The following is a 17,140-nucleotide window of genomic DNA, read 5'->3' on the forward strand; positions in this document are numbered from 1 at the left end:
GATATTTTACTGAATGATTCGGGATGAATAGTCATGTCAGCAGAACTAAAAATAAAAATAATCCTCTCTCAGATGCTTTTTTTCTGCTGTGCTTCTATGGCTTGTGCCTCAACCGACGTGGAATTCAATACCGACGTACTGGATGCCGCCGATCGCGACAATATCGATTTAACCCGTTTCGCCACCGACAATTATGTCCCGCCAGGCGAGTACTTATTAGATATTAAAATAAATGGCCAGGCGGTGGGGCAGCAAAAGGTTCGCTATCTGGCTTCTAAAGACCAGAAGCATACCCAGGCCTGCATTAACGGCGAAATTCTTGCCAGATTGGCGTTGAAAGAAGAAGCGCAGCAAAAGGTCGCACAGCCGTTTGCTGATTGCTATGACCTGCTGAGTCTTCCTGGCGCTACGCTCAGCAACTACGCCGGGGTGCTGGACATCACCGTCCCGCAGGCGTGGATGAAATACAACGATCCGAACTGGACGCCGCCGGAGCGCTGGGACCAGGGCATCGGTGGTTTTTTGCTCGACTACAGTCTGACCGGGCAATATACCCGCCAGCTTGATATGCATGAAGATTACACCACCCTGAGCGGATACGGCCAGACCGGGTTTAACCTCGGCGGCTGGCGTTTGCGCGGCGAATATCAGACCAGCTATTACAGCGCGACGCATCAATTTGATTTCGACATGAATCAGATCTACGCCTACCGTCCGCTGCCGATGATGGCGGCAAAGCTGACGGCGGGGGAGATCTACCTTGATTCTCAGGTCTTCGACACCTTGCGCTTTACCGGGCTTAATCTCGCCAGCGATGAGCGTCAGCTGCCGCCAAACCTGCAGGGCTACGCGCCGGAAATTCGCGGCCTGGCCAAGACCAACGCCAAAGTGACGGTGAAGCAGAGCGGGCGCATTATTTATGAAACGACGGTTCCCGCCGGGCCGTTTAACATTCAGGATTTACGCAGCTCGGTGCGCGGTACGCTGGATGTTCAGGTGGAGGAGCAGGACGGTTCCATTTCAACGTTCCAGGTTAACACCGCCAACATTCCTTACCTTACGCGTCCCGGCTACGTGCGTTACAACGTGGCTGTCGGCGCGCCGTCCCGCTATAACCATAAAATTCAGGGGCCAGGTTTCGCTTCCGGTGATTTCTCCTGGGGGATAACCAACGCCTGGTCGCTGTACGGTGGTTTACAAAGCGCAGGGGCGGAATATACCGCGGTCTCCGCCGGTATTGGTCGCGATCTCAGCGTACTGGGCGCGCTCTCGCTTGACGCCACCGAATCCTACAGCCAGCAGTCAAACCAGAAGCGGCTTAAAGGCACCTCGTTTAAGCTGAGCTATGCGAAAACGTTCGACGAATATAACAGTTCAATTACCTTCGCCGGCTATCGCTTCTCTCAGGAAGATTTCCGCTCTTTCTCGCAATATCTCAACGAGCGTTACGAGGGTTACGACAGCCTTGGCCGTGAAAAAGAAGTCTATACCATCACCGGGAATAAAACGTTCTGGGCCGATGAGCCAGGCAAAGCGACTACCGTCTTTCTGACCTATACCCACCAGAATTACTGGAATCGAAGCAGCCAGGATCGCTACGGCATCTCGTTAGGGCGCTCGTTTAACGTCGGAAATATTCGCGGGATCACCACCAATATTTCGGCCTACCGTTCCGATTACGAAGGGCGTAAAGACGACTCTATTGCTTTCTCGCTTTCCATTCCCGTTGGCGATAGCAAATGGAGCGGTCTCGACGTACAGACCAATAACGGCAAAACCAGCCCGATGCTCTCGTACACCGACAGCAGCGACTACAACAACCTGTGGCGACTGCGTGCCGGGGCGAGCCAGAGCGGTTATGCCAACGTCGACGGCTACTATCAGCGCCGCTCGCAGTATGCCGAAATCAACAGCAACGCCAGCTATCAGCAGGATCACTACGTTTCCCTGAGCAGCACCCTGCGCGGCGGCTTTACCGCTACCCGGCACGGGGCGGCGATCCACAACAGCGGCGCGACGCTCAACACGGCGCGCGTGATGGTGAATACCAACGGTATCGGCGACGTTCCGCTCAATGACGGTAAATCAAGAACCAACAATTTCGGTATTGCCGTTATTCCGGACATCGTGAGCTACAACAGCTTTGATACCCGTGTTGATGTCGATGCGATGTCGGAATCCATCGAACCGGCAAAAGCCATCAGCACCGTCACGCTGACCGAAGGCGCCATTGGCTATCAGACCTTTGGCATGGCGAAGGGCGAAAAACTGATGGGGATTATTCGCCTGGCTGACGGTACCTATCCACCGTTCGGCGCGGAGGTTATCAACGGCGATGGCGTGAGCGTCTCCATGATTATGGAAGGTGGCCAGGGATGGCTGGCGGGGGTGAATCCTCAGGAGCTGCTAAGCGTAGTGTGGAGCGGGAAAAAGCAGTGCCAGATTGCCATCCCGCCGACCATCGTGCGTCGTTCGACAGCCGCGCTATTGCCGTGTAAATGACAGTGACAGTAATAGAAGGCCAAAAATGAGCATAACAAGCAACAAATTCTGCTGGATGGGCGTTGTGATGCTGGCGGCGGTAAGCGGTACCGCTCAGGCAGGGGTTTCGCTGGATCGCACGCGTCTTATCATCACCGGTAAAGACAGCTCGGCGAGCGCGAATTTAACCAACACCAGCCCGGATATTCCTTTCCTCGCGCAATCGTGGGTTGAGGACAGCAAGGGCAACAAAATTACCTCTCCGCTGGTGGTGCTGCCGCCTTTACAGCGGATTAACGGCGGGCAAAAAGGGGTGGCGCGGGTCACCAAAACTGACGGTATTAACCAGCTGCCGCAGGATCGGGAAAGCCTGTTTTATTTAAGCGTGCGCGAAATCCCGCCCAAGCCGGATAAAGCGAATGTCCTGCAGTTAGCCATGCAGTCGCGGATTAAATTATTTTACCGCCCGACGGCCATTATTCCCAAAAGCAAAAGCGAGATTTGGCAGGACCAGGTCGTCTTTCAAAAGAGCGGCAATAAGATGACCGCGCAAAACCCGACGCCCTATTACATCACCATTATTAGCTTGTCCCGCGTTAAGGGTGAAAAAATCACTAAGTTTCCGGGGATTATGATTGCGCCGAAGTCCAGCATGGAGTTCAGCGTAACCGACGGCGGCGTGCGAGATTTCGCCATGATGTATGTGAACGATTATGGCGGTCATCCGGAGCTGAAATATCGCTGTGAAGGAAATACCTGTAAAGCGCTGCCGCCATCGCAGCAAGGGTAATTAAAGAGGAACCTGATGATGAAAACGCGTCTATCGCTATTAGCACTGTTTGTATTCGGTATCAGTATGCCAGCGCTGGCCGACGCTGATATTCCGCTACAGCCACAGCACTATAACCGGGATCATCAGGGGGAAGATGGCGGTAACGTGATATTCAATGGCTCCGTTTATGCCTCGCCTTGCGTGCTGGCGCCGCAGAGCCGCCTGCAGATTATCGAGATGGGTGAAATCAGCGCCCGCCGTTTTCATCAGGCCGGCGACCGGAGCCAGCCGGTGCTGGTTCGCGTCGAACTCAGAGATTGCCTGAAAGGCGCCTCGCAGGCGCGCGACAGCATCGCCTCACGGACGACGGGCAGCAGCAAGCATCTCTACACCACCGGCGAGCAGGCGGTTCAGCTCACTTTTATCGGCGAATCGGATGAACATAATCGCCAGCTGCTGCGCCTGACCGGCAGCATCTCAGGAGCCGGTATTCGCCTGCTGGATGTTAAAGAACGGGCGCTGGATATTAATCAAACGCAGCCGCCGTTTATTGTGAAAACCGGCGATAGCAGCCTGACGTTTATTGCCGTGCTGGAGTCAACCGGACGAAACGTGACCGCGGGCAACTTTAGCGGACTGCTGCGTTTAAAAATGGAGTATCTCTGATGACGACGATGGTTATCGGACGAAAATCTTGCGTCACGCTTTTACTCTGCGGCGGCTTATTATCCCTTGACGCCAGCGCGGCGATTGAAGGGGAAATTACGCCGGTGGGCGGACCTAAAATGTATAATATTGACGTGGTCAATCAGGATATTACCAATAACAGCATAGGGGCAACGATTCCTTATGAGTTTTCATTGGGCGGGCAATATTCTGGTATAGCCAGCTGTACCATTCCCATGGAAAATCAGGCGATTTATTACTCTGCGACCGCCTCGCTGATGCAGCAGGGAAGCGCGCCGGGCTATTTAAAGCTCAATGATTATATGGATGTTAAAATTGAAATTTATATCCGTGGTCAGCGCATGGATTATTTTGCGGTGCCTTTTTATAATGAATCGAATAACGCTTTTCAGAATAAATGCGTTCCGCCAACCACCCAATTTAATAACTTTGAGTCCGGCGCCAAGGGGCGGGTAACGTTTATGATTACTAAGCCTATTGTCAACGGCGTTAACCTGCTGGGTACAGAAATCGCCAAGCTTTACGGCCGCCTGGGGAATTACAGCTCAGGAATGGGCAGCACTCCAATGTCGATTGTCTCGATTAATTCCGGGGTCATTACCGTTCCGGATAAATGCATTGTCAACTCAGGTACACCGATCGTCGTTGATTTTGATACCATCCCCAGTTCGGGTTCGCTGCTAAATGGCAATAATTACAGCCGGCCCGTGCCGATTCAGGTGAAATGCGAAGGGGGAAGTTTCGCGAACGGTAATTTAAATATTCGCCTGGGTATTCAGCAGGCCAATACCGCCAGTTTTAATAGCGATTATTTAGGGACCACCGGCGCCGTCGATCGATCCAATCTTGGCATTATTCTGAAAGATTCAGGCGGCAGTTTAGTGGCCGCGAATAGATTTTATGACGTGCCGGGTTTTAATAATAATCAGGGAACCTGGAATCTCACCGCCGCGCCGATTGCCAATGCCGGGACCAACGTTCTCGAAGGGGATTTCCAGGCATCGGCCACCGTGGTCGCTGAGTTTCAGTAAGGGGGCAGCATGCGTCAATTTATCGCATCTATGGTACTTCTGGGCTTACTGTCGGCGGCCACGCCGGCGTACGCCAGTGGGGAACTGATCGGCGGCGACTTAACCTTCAAAGGCACCGTCGCGGCCCATGGCTGCAGTATCGTTCCTTCATCCAAAAATATCGCCGTGGATTTTGGCCAGATTTCCACCCGTACGCTCTATGCGGAGAGCAAATCACAGCCCAAAGCGTTTGTGATTGAGCTTAAGGATTGCAGTACCGATGTTTTTAATTCCGTTACCGTAACCTTTAGCGGGACGGAAAATGCCATTATGAGCGACCGTCTGGCGATTACGCCGGTAGCGCCAAATTCCGCCAGCGGTATTGGCATTGGTTTTGAAGAGAGTAACGGCACGGCGATTTCACTCAATACGCCAACAACCGCGGTCGCCATTTCCGATGCCACCATGCAGTTAAATTTTAAAGCTTTTGTTGAAGGGGAACCGGACGCCTTGAGTAACAAAACCTTACAGACCGGTGCCTTCCAGGCAACAGCGTATTACACCCTTAATTACCAGTAGAATAGATCAAGGATGATGATAAATGAGCCGCCGTTTCTTTCTCTACGATAAAAATATCTTTTTCTCAGAAGGCGTACGTTCTTTGGTTGACGATCTTGCCGCGCATGACGGCGACTGCGCTTTCTCAAGGCTCGACCAGTTCTCTCAGCTGATTAATACGCTGCGTCTGCCGAAGCAGAAAGAGGAGCTGCGCTGGGTGCTCTGCGATGTCGACAGTTTGCCGGACGAACGCTTTAATGCGCTATACACCATTAAAGAGTACTACTGCCGGGAAAATCAGCAACTGGTGATTTTATTAGGAGAAAATAATATTTCTCTGTTTTTTGCGCTGCATTCGCTGCTCCCGGAGGCGAGCTGGTTATTAAAAAATGAATCGCTGGAGAATTTTTTCAAATTCATTGAAGGCGCTGATTCGATGGTGGCAAAGAAAATATTTTACAGCCGCTCGCTAATTAATTATACCCGACAGAAGTGGTTAGCCCGGGATTTTAATAACAGTATCTCCAGCGATGACTGGTGGTTAATGGAAGAAATATTCAAAGGGAAGTCATTGTCGCAAATTTCCTCTGAGCAAAAAATTGATGTTCGTCGACTGAGCCGCTGCAAACGGGGCCTGATGAAAAAATTAAATGCTAAAAATAACGTAGAGCTGTTTAATATTTTCAAATGTATCGTAGCCACCCCCTGCGTATAACAGCGTACAAAGTCTAACATCGACAGAATTACTGGCAGATAGCTAAGCCAGTAGGTAAGTGTAAGAAAAATACATTTCAATATAAATAGTTAAGGATCTAACAAATGCAAAAATTAAGTATGATTGAAGCGTCAACTATTATTGGCGGCTGCTGCAAGGAAACTTGCACAAGCTCTTACGAGACAGTGGTCGTTGGCGGTGTTTCTACCTGTAAACAAGTGACCACCTGTACGGATAAGCACGGTTCAACCGTTAGCATGAAAGATGCGCCGGACAGCATGTGCGTCGTGCCAAATAGCGCCCGTTATTAATCATTGATGTGATACATGGAGGGGGAACCCTCCATGTATTTCTCCGCTATTTTCGCGAGCCTGGTATCAAATGAAGATAAAACCTATTACCGCCGTTGGCTATACGTTTCTGGTGGCGTTAATTTCGTCGCTAATTACCGTGCTGTGCTATCACATATTTGTGTTTAATACATTTTCACTGGATAGCAGTCAGCCTTCCGCCCTGCGGGAAATTGACAGCGCAACCGTTGCCAGTAGCCCAATAAAAAATGAGAAAAGCATTATTGAAGTGATGTCCTATGGCTGTCACTACTGCGCATCGAACGAGGAAGAGATCGAAAAATTCGCCGCCACGCTACCCGCGGATAGCACCTTTGAAGTTATCCATATTACTGGCGAGAATAACGGCCTGGCGGTCTTTGCGCCGGTTTTTGCGACCCTTGAAGTCATGGGTATTGAGCGCCAGACGCGCGACCAGGCATTTAACGCGGTAATGACCCGCGGGATTAATTTAGCCGATGAGGAAACGCTTAATGGCTGGCTGAAAAAGAATAGTATTGATGTCGATAAATACCATCAGCTACGCCAAAGTCAGGCCGTCGCCGAGCGTCTGGAATATATGGCGAAAATCACCGAACTTTATGACATTAACGCGACGCCGCTGTTTATTGTTAATAAAAAATACGTAGTGGCGAAGGATCGTCAGTTTCCTGAATTTGCCGACTATTTGCGCCAGCTGTTAACCCAGGATAAGGAGTAAGCGTGGCGCGCTTTCTCATCGTCTGGAGCGTCTTCAGCGTAAGAAAATGGTCCGCGCAGCTGAGCTGGCGCTACCGGCCTCTTACCGGCTACGGCCAAAAAGCGGTGCGTAGAGTCATGCGTTTTACCCCGATGCCGCTGCTGCTGCTGGCGGTTCGCGCGCTGTGTCGGCTGCGGCTGCTGGGCAGACAGTACCGTGGCCGCAGCGCCGTGGCGACGCAAAACTACCGCTGCCTGACGGGCGTCGAGGGCCGAATTGATGCCGGATGGATAGCCATGCGTCGCCAGCTGCTGGAGATAGGGGCGACCTGGGGACAGCACCCGGCCACCCTGGCCCAGATGCAGGCATGCACGCGAGAGCTTGACGCCGTTGTCGCTCCCCTGGCGGCGCAAAAGACGCCGGTCGTCCTTGCGCCGCTGCACTGCGTTTCCGATATCTTAGCGGCGATGGTCGGGGCTGGCGTGACGCCGGGCAAAGCCAGCGTAGTGGTCTCTTCCAGCGCGGAAAGCTACACCGTCGCCAGCCGAAAAATGGGCGGCGTCGCGCTCTCTTATTGCTCAATCCACCAGGATAATACATCGCTGGCTAGCGAGCTTATGGCGTTAATGACCAATGTATCGGCAGGGCGGGAAAATATGATTATTTTCCCCGACATTCCTGCCGATTACACGGTGCAGACCCCGGAAGCGCAGTCCGGGAAAATAAGCTGCCGGATATTTGGCCGCCCGGCAAAATTACATAGCGGGGTACAGCGGTTTTCTCGCATCGTATCGGCGCAGGTGGTTTTTTATCACCTCTATTATCAGCACGGGATAAAAATAAAGATCTATTCTCCGCTGAGGCCAAAAGAGGTCGCAGCAAAGCTACCGACGATGATTGAAAACACCCTGCGTGACTATCCGCAGGATTGGCTTTTGTGGCACAGCCATTCGCTCTATTTTATTAATCACTGATGCATCATCATGAAAAAGATTATTCCTGATATGGTTTTCCAGGAAGAGACCAATGAATGCGGCCTCTCCTGTATTGCGATGCTGGCGCAAACCCAGAATATTCCGTGCTCGCTGCCGGCTTTGCGGGAAATTTTCCCGGCATCCGATCATGGGACATCGTTGAGCGATTTATCCGTTATTCTGCAGCAGCTCGGCATTGCCACCGCGCCGGTATTGTTCGATCACGCTGAGCTTCATGCGCTGCCGTTCCCGTCCATTTTGCACTACGGCGCCAGCCACTATGTTCTGCTGGCCTGGCGAAAAGGGGATTACGTCTGCGTCATGAATCCGGCGATTGGCCAGCAGTGGCTGCCTTTCTCGGCATTAAAAAAAGAGATTAGCGGCTATGCGCTGATCCTTGAAGAGTCGCCCGGCGCGATTGCCGGCCCGGACCCGGTTATTGCCGGCGCGCAGCAGGAGATGCCGCGGGCGATGAGCCTGAAGGAGACCGCGGCGGTACCGGGCATTTATAAGCTGATGCTCTTGACCTTCCTGGTGTCGCTCACCCTGTTTTTAATGCCGACGATGGTCAGCCGGGCGATCAACCAGGCCTTCTCTGACGTTCAGAATACGCAGTTTCCTTATTTATGGTTCATCCTCGCCTTTGTTGTATCCACGCTGCTGGCGCTGGGCGTCAGGGTGATTAGCGAGCGATTTATTCGCCGCTTTGTCCTGCTTAAGAGCGATATCGGTTTTTCCCGCCTGCTGAATAATCCGCTGCGTTTTTTTGAAAAACGCGCGCCGGGGGACGTTTTCAGCCGTTTTATCGCCTGGCAGGGCGGGATGCTGCAAAAAATCGAACTGGATAACGGGCTCCGCTCGGACTGGATCATCTGCGTTATCGCGATCGGCATTATGTTCTGGATCTCCCCGGTGCTGGCGCTGATTTCCGCCGTGGGTATTGTGGCGATGGGGCTGATTAGCGTCTGGGCCATTTTCCGCGACCGCTGGTATACGCAGCAGCTGCAGCTGAAAAGCGCGACGCTGAATGACTTTTTTATGGAAACGCTTCAGGGCGTGTTAACCATCAAGACCGCCGGGCTGGAAACGCAGCGTAAAGCGCAGTTTGCCCGTCTGTCTCATGACCTTTTCACCTGCCTCCAGCGGCAGAAAGTCTATCAGCAGGTCAAAGAGGGACTGTACCAGCTGACCGGCAGCCTTGAGATGGTGGTTTTCATGCTGGTGGTGCTGCCGCTGGTGCACGCAAAGCTTATCTCGCTGGGCGACTTTTTTGCCTACAGCTTTTTACGACAGATTTTTACCTCCTACGTCACGCGGATATTTTATGCCGTGATCCGTAAATCACAGCTGCACGTGATCGATACCCGCGCGCAGGGCCTGTTCACCCGCCATGAGCCAGCTGCGCCCCAGTTTGCTCCGCTCAGCGGTGAAGCGGTTCCGCGGCTGACGTTCGAGCAGGTGAGCTTTCATTACAACCCGCAGCGTCCGGTACTCAATGCCGTTGATCTCATCCTGGAGCCCGGCGATCGGCTGGCGATCGTGGGTGATTCCGGCGCCGGAAAAAGCACCCTGCTGCGGCTGATGGCAGGGCTTTTTTCCGCGCAGCATGGGCGAATTTTGCTGAACAACGACGAGGTGAGCGCGCAGCAGCTGGCGTCGCAGGTATGGCTACAGAGTCAGGAAGACATCCTGTTCAACGCCTCGGTGCTGCAAAACATCACCCTGTTTGACCCGTGGTACAGCGACAGCGATCGCGGGCGAGTGGAGGCGCTGGTCGAAAAAATGGCGCTGGGGCCGGTGGTTCAGGCGCTGCCGGGAGGAATGGAGGCGCTGATCCGCGAGAGCCACTCGGCGCTCTCTTTAGGCCAGCGTCAGCGGCTGATGCTGGCGCGGGCGCTCTACAGCACCCGGCCCATACTGCTGTTCGACGAACCGACCGCCAATCTTGATGATGAAACCGCGGAAACGGCGATCCTCGCGCTTTGCCAGTACTGCCGCGAACAGGGCAAGACGCTGATCGTCGTGACCCACAGCGAGCAGATCCTGCATCACTTCACGCGGGTTTATCGCCTGAAGGAAGGCAAGCTGCGCGATATCACACAGGGAGAGGTGGAGCAATGAGAAGAGTATTTTTACGCCGCCGTAAAACGTGGTTGTTTGCGCTGGTCGCTATGCTGGCCATTGTTGCCGCCGTCTACTATCAGCGCTCATTTCCGGCACAGGCCGAGTCGATTGATACCGTTACGCTCGATCGCGGGAATATCGAAAAGGTCGTGCTGGCGAGCGGGATTATCAAACCTGCCGTCCAGGTGAGCGTCGGCGCGCAGGTCAGCGGCCAGCTGCGTAAGCTGTACGTGCGCCAGGGCGAGCGGGTGCGCAAAGGGCAGCTGTTAGCCGAAATCGACCCGACGCTGCAGCTTTCCGACTTACGCAACGCTACCGCGCAGCTGGCCAGCGCCAGAGCGCAAAAGCAGGCCTCTGAGGCCACGCTGGTGCAGTACCGTAAAGCGCTGGCGCGCGAGCAGGCCATGAGCCGCGACGGCTCCGGCGTGAGCAGCGACCTCGAACAGGCGCAGGCGCAGTATGCCGCGCAGGTTCAGCAGATAGCGGTGAATGAGGCGCAGATTGTGCAGGCGGAAATGAGCGTGCAGACCGCCAACGCCAACCTCGGCTATACCCGCATTCTCGCGCCTATGGATGGCGAAGTGCTGGGCATCGTGACCCGTGAAGGGCAAACCATCGTCTCCTCGCAAATTGCGCCTACGATTCTGGTGCTCGCCGATCTCGATAAAGTCCAGGTCCAAACCCGCATTTCCGAAGCCGATATCCAGAAAATCCATCCGGGACAGCCGCTATGGTTTTACGTCATTGCCGACCCGCAAACCCGTTATGAAGGGGAGCTTGGCTATGTCCAGCCCGCGCCGCAGGAGGCGCTGGAGGAACAAAACGCCGGCGCGTCTGCCGGTAACCAGCAGAGCAGCGCCATTTACTATAACGGCACCTTCGAGGTGGATAATCGCCAGCGATTGCTGAAAACCTCGATGACCGCCCAGGTGTTTATCCGCATCGCGCAGGTGAAAGATGCGCTGCGCGTGCCGGTTGCCGCGCTGGGGCGTTCGCTCGGCGATGAGCGCTACCTGGTCGTGGTGCAAAAGGAGAACGGCAGCGAGGAGCGCACCATCCGCATCGGGATTAACGACCGCCAGTATGCGCAGGTTCTTGAAGGATTACAGCCCGGTGAGCGGGTGGTGATCCCGCAGGATGCGGGGTCCGTCTGATGGCTGAGCCGTTAATTTTGCTGAACAACGTCACGCGTCATTTTGTTGCCGGGACGCAACTGATTCCGGTGCTGAAATCCATCTCTCTGACCATTATGCCCGGCGAGATAGTGGCGATTATGGGCGCTTCCGGCTCGGGTAAATCGACGCTGATGAATATTATCGGTTGTCTGGATAAACCCAGCAGCGGTGAAGTGTATATCAACGGCATCGCCGCCCATCAGGCCGACAGCGCGGCGCTGGCGGAGCTGCGCAGCCGCTGGCTGGGATTTATTTTTCAGCGCTATCACCTGATGCCTTATTTGACGGCGGAAGAGAATATTGCCATCCCTGCGCTCTATACCGCGATGCCCGCCGCTGAGCGCCAGGCGCGCATTGCGCTGCTGGCGGAAAAGCTGGGCATTGACGCGCGCCTGGCGCATAAACCCGCGCAGCTTTCCGGCGGCCAGCAGCAGCGGGTCAGCGTTTGTCGGGCGCTGATCAACGGCGCGCAGATTATTCTCGCCGATGAACCCACCGGGGCGCTGGATAGCGTCAGCGGCCGGGCGCTGATGGATGTTCTGCACCAGCTGAACGCTGACGGGCATACGGTGATTATCGTGACCCACGATCGCGAGGTAGCGCAGCAGGCCCAGAGGATCGTCGAGATCAGCGATGGGCAGGTGGTCGCCGACAGTACCCACGGCGCGCGTGATAATCGCGGCATTCCGCGGCTGCCCGCGGTACAGGATAACGGTCGGGCCTCGCTGTCGCGCAGCATCGGAGAGTCGGTACGGATGGCATGGCGGTCGCTGCTGGGGCATCGTATGCGCGCCTTTTTGTCGATGCTGGGGATTATCATCGGCATTTCGTCCGTGGTTTCCTCCATGGCGGTGGGAGAAGGCGCCCGGCAGAGCATCATGAACGAGATTGGCAAGCTGGGTAATACCACGCTCGAAATCCGCCCCGGCACCGGCTGGGGCAGCAAGCGTCCGGATATGGAGCGGGCGCTGTCGCTGGATGATATCGCCAGCCTCGGCAAACAGTCGTGGGTGCTTGGGGTGTCGCCGATCGTCTCCAGCATGACGACCGCGGTGCGCCAGGGGTTTGATTCCTCGATTATTCTTTCCGGGGTTTCCGCCGACTATTTCTCGCTGCAGGGCATTCGTTTTCTTCACGGCAACGGTTTTACCCACCGCGATGTCGACGATCGTGAACCGGTGCTGGTGCTGGATGAAACCAGCAAAGAGACGCTGTTTCCCGGTAATGAAGATCCGCTGGGTAAAATTGTGCAAATCGCCGGCGCGCCGTGGCGGGTGATCGGCATCGCCAGCAAGCCGGGACCGAAGGTGGTCAGCGGGTTTATGTCGGCCTGGATCCCCTATACCTCTTTGTTGCAGCGGATTTCCGGGGACAAACCGCTGGAGGCGCTCACGCTGCGCTTTCAGGAAACGCTGTCGCCGCAGGACGCGGCGCGGCGGGCGGAAAGGCATCTTATCCGCGAGCACGGCAAAAAAGATTTCTTTGTCCAGACCGACGAACAGCTCGCCAACGCGCTGCAAAAAACCTCTGACTCTATGTCGCTGCTGATCACCGCGATTGCCGCCATCTCGCTTCTGGTTGGCGGCGTTGGCGTCATGAATATCATGCTGGTTTCCGTTACCGAACGCACCCATGAGATTGGCATCCGGCTTTCGGTCGGCGCTCGCCCTAGCGACATCATGCATCAATTTTTAATTGAGGCGGTGATGATCTGCGCGCTCGGCGGGCTGACGGGGGTATTGGGCTCCTGGGCCGCCGGTAACCTGTTTGCCCTGCTGACGCAGGAGTTTTCCATGGTCTTCACCTGGCTGCCGGTAGCGATGGCCTGCGGTTTTTCCGCCCTGATTGGCCTGACGTTTGGCTATTTTCCAGCGCGCCGCGCGGCGCGACTGAACCCGACGGAGGCGCTGGCCCGCGAATGAGACCGCTGACTTTATTACCGTTAATTGTATTGCTGACGGGCTGCGGGAATTTAACCCGCAGCGATTATCAGCGCCCGCTGCTGTCGGTGCCGGAGAACTGGCAGCGGACGGAGGGAGACAGCATCGCGCGCTCGCAGGAGAAAACGCAGCGCTGGTGGGACCGTTTCGGCGACGAACGTCTGTCGCGGGTGGTGGGGCAGGTGCTGGAAAGCAATAACGATCTCGCCGCTGCCGCCTTAACCCTTAAGCAGGCGCGTATTTCCGCTGGGCTCACCCGGACCAATATCAGCCCCGACGCGAGCCTCAACGGCTCCGGCAGTAACTCAAAACCGCTCAACAGCGGCGGTTCGCAGGAGAGCTACAGCGCCTCACTGTCCCTGAGCTATGAGCTGGATCTGTGGGGCAAGCTGGCGCGGATCCGGGAGCAGAGCGAATGGGAGGCGATAGCCAGCGAGCAGGACTACCGGGCGACGATCCTGTCGACGATTGACACCACCGCGCAGCTGTACTGGAACATCGCTCTGCTGAACCAGCAAATGACGTATCAGGCGGCGAGTCTGGATATCGCCAGGCAGACGCTGGCGCAGATTGAGTCCTGGCAGCGAGCGGGGAAAGTGGGCCTGCTCGATGTGCTGCAGGCGCGGCAGACGGTCATCAGCCGGCAGAATCAGCTGCTGAGCCTGAAGCAGCAGCGGGCGATTTCCCGTAACGCGCTGGCGCTGCTGCTCAACAGACCGCCGGCCCAGCACACCGATGAGTCCTCCGCGCTGGATGTGCGTCAGCATATCGCTATTGCCAACGCCACGCCGCTGGCCGCGCTCGCCAGCCGGCCGGACCTGCAGGCGGCGGAATCCCGCCTGCGGGCGGCGCTGGCGGGCTCAGACGCCGCGCGGCTGAGCTTCTATCCCACGCTCTCGCTGCAGGGAACGCTGAGCGCCGGAAGCCAGCTCTTTCACCAGTGGTTTAACGACCCGCTGCGCACCGTGGGCAGCAGCGTTTCCGCGCCCTTTATCCAGTGGAACACGGTACAGCTCACCGTGGAGCAGGCCAGCGTGAAGGTACAGCAGGAGGCGGTGAACTTTCGCCGCACCGCCTATACCGCGCTGTCGGAGGTGGACAACGCGATGGAGAAGCGGCTTAACGCCGACGAGCAGCGCGATCGTCTGCTGCAAACGCTGCAGCTGGGCGAGCAGCGTCTGGCGCTCACCGGGAGCCGCTATCGCTCAGGGGCGGTGGATTATCAGACTCTGCTGAACGCCCAGGACGCGCTGCTTGATGTGCAGAACAGCCTGGCGCAGAACCAGTACGACTATCTTTATGCCACTTTGCAGCTTTGGCTGGCGCAGGGAGGCATTAACCCGCAACAGAGGACTTCCCAGAATGAGTCACAGTAACTCCCCTTATCGCGTGGTGATAACCGGCTATGGCGCGGTGACTCCCCTCGGCGATAGCGCCGCCGAAAGCTGGCAGGCCATCATGGATTATCGACGCGGCTACCGCTATGTGGATCTCTCCGCGAACGGTATTCACACGCATTTTATCGGTCAGGTGGCGAATGAACCCAGCCTTAAGGGGGTTCCCGCCGCGATTCGTCGGCGTCTGCCGCGTCACGCGCGCCTGGCGCTGGCCGCCGCGCGGGAAGCGGTGGCGATGGCCTTTGCGGGTGAAGCTCCCACGGCGTTTTATGACCCGCTAATGTGCGGCGCCATCATCGGCTCCGGCTGGGCAGGGCTGGATGAAAGCTATCTGGCGGTACCCGAGTTTGAGAAAACCGGCGTCTCCTCGCCCTTTAGCTGCTTTTTTTCCATGCCCAACGTGAGCACCGCCGCCTGTAGCCAGCTGTGGAATTTGCGCGGCTATCAAAATACCCCGGTCGCGGCCTGCGCCACCGGCACTATTGCTGTCGGCGAGGCCTATGATGCGATTCGCTTTGGCCGCGCCAGCATGCTGCTCGCCGGCGCCGGGGAATCGCTAAACAGCGTTTGCGCGATCTGGAATATCGATGTGCTCGGCGCGCTGAGCCGGGAAACGGAGTCGCCGGAGCGGGCCAGCTGTCCGTTCAGCCTGCAGCGCAGCGGGTTCGTGCTTTCGGAAGGCGGGGCGGTGCTGTGCCTGGAGGAGCGCGAGAGCGCCCTCGCGCGCGGGGCGACGATCCTGGCGGAGGTCACCGGCTATGCTAATTTCTCCGACGCGGTGGATTTTACCTCCCCGGCGGAGGACTGCGTAGCCCGCGAGCAGACCATCCGTTGGGCGCTGCGCGGCGCAGATCTCCAGCCTGCCGACCTCGATTACATCAACGCCCACGGCACCTCCACGCCGCTCAACGATCTCAACGAAACGCAGTCGCTGAAAAAGGCGCTGGGCGACGAGGCGTACCGCATCCCGATTTCCAGCACCAAAGCCTACTCCGGGCATCTGATTGCCGCCGCAGGGAGCTTCGAGACCATTGTTTGCCTGCAGGCGATGGCGGCGGGGATCCTGCCCGCGACGGCCCATTTAACCCAGCCTGACCCGCAGTGCGATCTTGACTATATCGCCGAAGGGCACCGTCAGGGGGAGATACATCGGGCGCTGAATCTGAGCTTTGGTTTCGGCGGCGCGAACGCCGCGCTGGTGCTGGAGAAACACGCGTGACGCTGCTGCACTACACCCTTGCCGACGCGCAGCAGTGGGCGGCGTTTTCCGGCGACGAAAACCCGATTCACTTCGACCTCGCGGCAGCGCGCCAGATGGGCGCGGGACAGCTGAGCGTCCACGGAATGCGCGCGCTGCTCGACGTGAAGCGCGATGCCCACTCCCGGCTGTACCGCCCTGAGCGTTACGTAAAATGCCAGGTTCGCCTGCGCAGGCCAATATGGTGCGATACCGACTGGCTGTTAACGCCCGGGGTAGCCAAAAATCGCCTTTTGTCCGCCACTTCGGTCAGCAATCCGCACAATGGCGAACTCTGCCTCTCCTGCCAGATGAGCACGGCGGCCGGGCCGGAATCGCTGGTGGGTAAACAGCCCTGCACGATTGCGCCAAAGACGCTACGCGAGCTGCAGTCGTGCTTCAACGCCGCCTGGCCCGACCTGGCGCAGTGGCAGTTTCTTGACGCCTTGCTGTTCCGCCAGCTGATTGGCGATCCCGCGCTGCTGCGCCAGGAGAGTATCGCCTCCCTGCTCGGGCCGGGGGAAACCTCGTTGCAGCAAATATTTACCCGCTATCCGGTGCTGCAAACCCACCAGGAGGTGGTGTTTGATGCTCGTCTCGCGGGCAAAGCGACGCCGATTTGGCCAGAATCTCTGTCGCTCTGGCTGCTGCCCTCGCTGGTGGTGGGCCAGGTCGAACAGGGGGCGCTGGTGCGCATCGCCGCGGCGGCGCAGCTGGATAACCTGATAATAACCAACGTGGTCACGCTAAAAGTTGGCCCCGTGCCTAATTGATAATTAAGGATAATTTATGACTGCCTATGATGAAGTTCTGCAAAAAGTATGTGAAATGATTTGCGATGCGAAAGACCTGGAACCGGATGAGATTGATGAGAATACGCCGCTGGTTCGACTGAAACTGGATAGCCTGGACTACGTCGAGCTCATGGTGCTGGCAAAACGTGAATTCAATATCACCCTGGAGGCGGACTGGTTTATTCACAATCCGGGGATCACCCTGGGCGAACTGTGTCAGCACATCAGCAAAGAGTCAGGTAACTGA

16 protein-coding genes are annotated in these 17,140 nt (G+C 56.4%); all 16 read left to right on the forward strand.

Going from position 1 to position 17,140, the window contains the following annotated elements; all coding sequences use genetic code 11:
• The first annotated feature begins 33 nt into the window (after positions 1-33).
• The 16 genes from ACESQ2_RS13490 to ACESQ2_RS13565 all read left to right on the forward strand — a co-directional run bounded on the left by ACESQ2_RS13490 (position 34) and on the right by ACESQ2_RS13565 (position 17,140).
• The gene (locus tag ACESQ2_RS13490) at positions 34-2,502 is read left to right on the forward strand and encodes a fimbria/pilus outer membrane usher protein (RefSeq protein WP_373170674.1); all 2,469 of its coding nucleotides are present in this window, start codon (positions 34-36) and stop codon (positions 2,500-2,502) included.
• 25 nt (positions 2,503-2,527) lie between these two features.
• Positions 2,528-3,271: a molecular chaperone gene (locus ACESQ2_RS13495; protein WP_032720410.1), complete on the forward strand. Its 744-nt coding sequence runs from the start codon at positions 2,528-2,530 to the stop codon at positions 3,269-3,271.
• A gap of 18 nt (positions 3,272-3,289) precedes the next feature.
• Complete coding sequence (locus ACESQ2_RS13500; RefSeq protein WP_004137363.1) at positions 3,290-3,919, forward strand: fimbrial protein; 630 nt, start codon at positions 3,290-3,292, stop codon at positions 3,917-3,919.
• On the forward strand, positions 3,919-4,971 hold the full coding sequence (locus ACESQ2_RS13505) for a fimbrial protein (protein ID WP_049079477.1): 1,053 nt from the start codon (positions 3,919-3,921) through the stop codon (positions 4,969-4,971). The genes ACESQ2_RS13500 and ACESQ2_RS13505 overlap by 1 nt, the downstream gene beginning before the upstream one ends.
• A gap of 9 nt (positions 4,972-4,980) precedes the next feature.
• Positions 4,981-5,529 (forward strand): fimbrial protein, encoded by a 549-nt coding sequence (locus ACESQ2_RS13510; protein ID WP_224260165.1) that lies wholly within the window; start codon positions 4,981-4,983, stop codon positions 5,527-5,529.
• A 22-nt stretch (positions 5,530-5,551) separates the two neighbouring features.
• Positions 5,552-6,223: a transcriptional regulator gene (locus ACESQ2_RS13515; RefSeq protein WP_014226574.1), complete on the forward strand. Its 672-nt coding sequence runs from the start codon at positions 5,552-5,554 to the stop codon at positions 6,221-6,223.
• Between the two features lie 104 nt (positions 6,224-6,327).
• The gene (locus ACESQ2_RS13520) at positions 6,328-6,534 is read left to right on the forward strand and encodes a DUF4762 family protein (protein ID WP_014226573.1); all 207 of its coding nucleotides are present in this window, start codon (positions 6,328-6,330) and stop codon (positions 6,532-6,534) included.
• 70 nt (positions 6,535-6,604) lie between these two features.
• Entirely contained in the window at positions 6,605-7,273 is a 669-nt protein-coding gene (locus ACESQ2_RS13525) for a DsbA family protein (protein WP_032694650.1), read from the forward strand.
• Positions 7,274-7,275: 2 nt separating this feature from the next.
• Positions 7,276-8,226, forward strand: coding sequence for an ABC transporter (locus ACESQ2_RS13530; protein ID WP_014839350.1), 951 nt, complete (start codon positions 7,276-7,278; stop codon positions 8,224-8,226).
• A 9-nt stretch (positions 8,227-8,235) separates the two neighbouring features.
• Positions 8,236-10,347, forward strand: a complete 2,112-nt coding sequence (locus ACESQ2_RS13535) for a peptidase domain-containing ABC transporter (RefSeq protein ID WP_046877405.1) — start codon at positions 8,236-8,238, stop codon at positions 10,345-10,347.
• A complete protein-coding gene (locus tag ACESQ2_RS13540) occupies positions 10,344-11,504 on the forward strand; it encodes an efflux RND transporter periplasmic adaptor subunit (protein ID WP_046877406.1) in 1,161 nt (386 codons plus the stop codon). The genes ACESQ2_RS13535 and ACESQ2_RS13540 overlap by 4 nt, the downstream gene beginning before the upstream one ends.
• Positions 11,504-13,447: an ABC transporter permease gene (locus tag ACESQ2_RS13545; protein WP_046877407.1), complete on the forward strand. Its 1,944-nt coding sequence runs from the start codon at positions 11,504-11,506 to the stop codon at positions 13,445-13,447. The genes ACESQ2_RS13540 and ACESQ2_RS13545 overlap by 1 nt, the downstream gene beginning before the upstream one ends.
• Positions 13,444-14,841 carry a TolC family protein gene (locus ACESQ2_RS13550; protein WP_014226567.1) on the forward strand — a complete coding sequence of 466 codons (1,398 nt, stop codon included), beginning with the start codon at positions 13,444-13,446 and terminating at the stop codon, positions 14,839-14,841. The genes ACESQ2_RS13545 and ACESQ2_RS13550 overlap by 4 nt, the downstream gene beginning before the upstream one ends.
• Positions 14,828-16,081: a beta-ketoacyl synthase gene (locus ACESQ2_RS13555; RefSeq protein WP_014226566.1), complete on the forward strand. Its 1,254-nt coding sequence runs from the start codon at positions 14,828-14,830 to the stop codon at positions 16,079-16,081. Before ACESQ2_RS13550 ends, ACESQ2_RS13555 begins: the two co-directional genes overlap by 14 nt.
• Positions 16,078-16,872, forward strand: a complete 795-nt coding sequence (locus tag ACESQ2_RS13560) for a MaoC/PaaZ C-terminal domain-containing protein (protein ID WP_046877408.1) — start codon at positions 16,078-16,080, stop codon at positions 16,870-16,872. Before ACESQ2_RS13555 ends, ACESQ2_RS13560 begins: the two co-directional genes overlap by 4 nt.
• A gap of 16 nt (positions 16,873-16,888) precedes the next feature.
• Positions 16,889-17,140: an acyl carrier protein gene (locus tag ACESQ2_RS13565; protein WP_004853570.1), complete on the forward strand. Its 252-nt coding sequence runs from the start codon at positions 16,889-16,891 to the stop codon at positions 17,138-17,140.

It is taken from the genome of Klebsiella sp. Q11 (assembly GCF_964241505.1).
Classification (GTDB): domain Bacteria; phylum Pseudomonadota; class Gammaproteobacteria; order Enterobacterales; family Enterobacteriaceae; genus Klebsiella; species Klebsiella michiganensis.

What these genes read in the sequence shown, in the direction of transcription:
- ACESQ2_RS13490 (WP_373170674.1), top strand. Translation starts at nt 34, where the DNA reads ATGTCAGCAGAACTAAAAATAAAAATAATCCTCTCTCAGATGCTTTTT.
- ACESQ2_RS13495 (WP_032720410.1), top strand. Translation starts at nt 2,528, where the DNA reads ATGAGCATAACAAGCAACAAATTCTGCTGGATGGGCGTTGTGATGCTG.
- ACESQ2_RS13500 (WP_004137363.1), top strand. Translation starts at nt 3,290, where the DNA reads ATGAAAACGCGTCTATCGCTATTAGCACTGTTTGTATTCGGTATCAGT.
- ACESQ2_RS13505 (WP_049079477.1), top strand. Translation starts at nt 3,919, where the DNA reads ATGACGACGATGGTTATCGGACGAAAATCTTGCGTCACGCTTTTACTC.
- ACESQ2_RS13510 (WP_224260165.1), top strand. Translation starts at nt 4,981, where the DNA reads ATGCGTCAATTTATCGCATCTATGGTACTTCTGGGCTTACTGTCGGCG.
- ACESQ2_RS13515 (WP_014226574.1), top strand. Translation starts at nt 5,552, where the DNA reads ATGAGCCGCCGTTTCTTTCTCTACGATAAAAATATCTTTTTCTCAGAA.
- ACESQ2_RS13520 (WP_014226573.1), top strand. Translation starts at nt 6,328, where the DNA reads ATGCAAAAATTAAGTATGATTGAAGCGTCAACTATTATTGGCGGCTGC.
- ACESQ2_RS13525 (WP_032694650.1), top strand. Translation starts at nt 6,605, where the DNA reads ATGAAGATAAAACCTATTACCGCCGTTGGCTATACGTTTCTGGTGGCG.
- ACESQ2_RS13535 (WP_046877405.1), top strand. Translation starts at nt 8,236, where the DNA reads ATGAAAAAGATTATTCCTGATATGGTTTTCCAGGAAGAGACCAATGAA.
- ACESQ2_RS13540 (WP_046877406.1), top strand. Translation starts at nt 10,344, where the DNA reads ATGAGAAGAGTATTTTTACGCCGCCGTAAAACGTGGTTGTTTGCGCTG.
- ACESQ2_RS13545 (WP_046877407.1), top strand. Translation starts at nt 11,504, where the DNA reads ATGGCTGAGCCGTTAATTTTGCTGAACAACGTCACGCGTCATTTTGTT.
- ACESQ2_RS13550 (WP_014226567.1), top strand. Translation starts at nt 13,444, where the DNA reads ATGAGACCGCTGACTTTATTACCGTTAATTGTATTGCTGACGGGCTGC.
- ACESQ2_RS13555 (WP_014226566.1), top strand. Translation starts at nt 14,828, where the DNA reads ATGAGTCACAGTAACTCCCCTTATCGCGTGGTGATAACCGGCTATGGC.
- ACESQ2_RS13565 (WP_004853570.1), top strand. Translation starts at nt 16,889, where the DNA reads ATGACTGCCTATGATGAAGTTCTGCAAAAAGTATGTGAAATGATTTGC.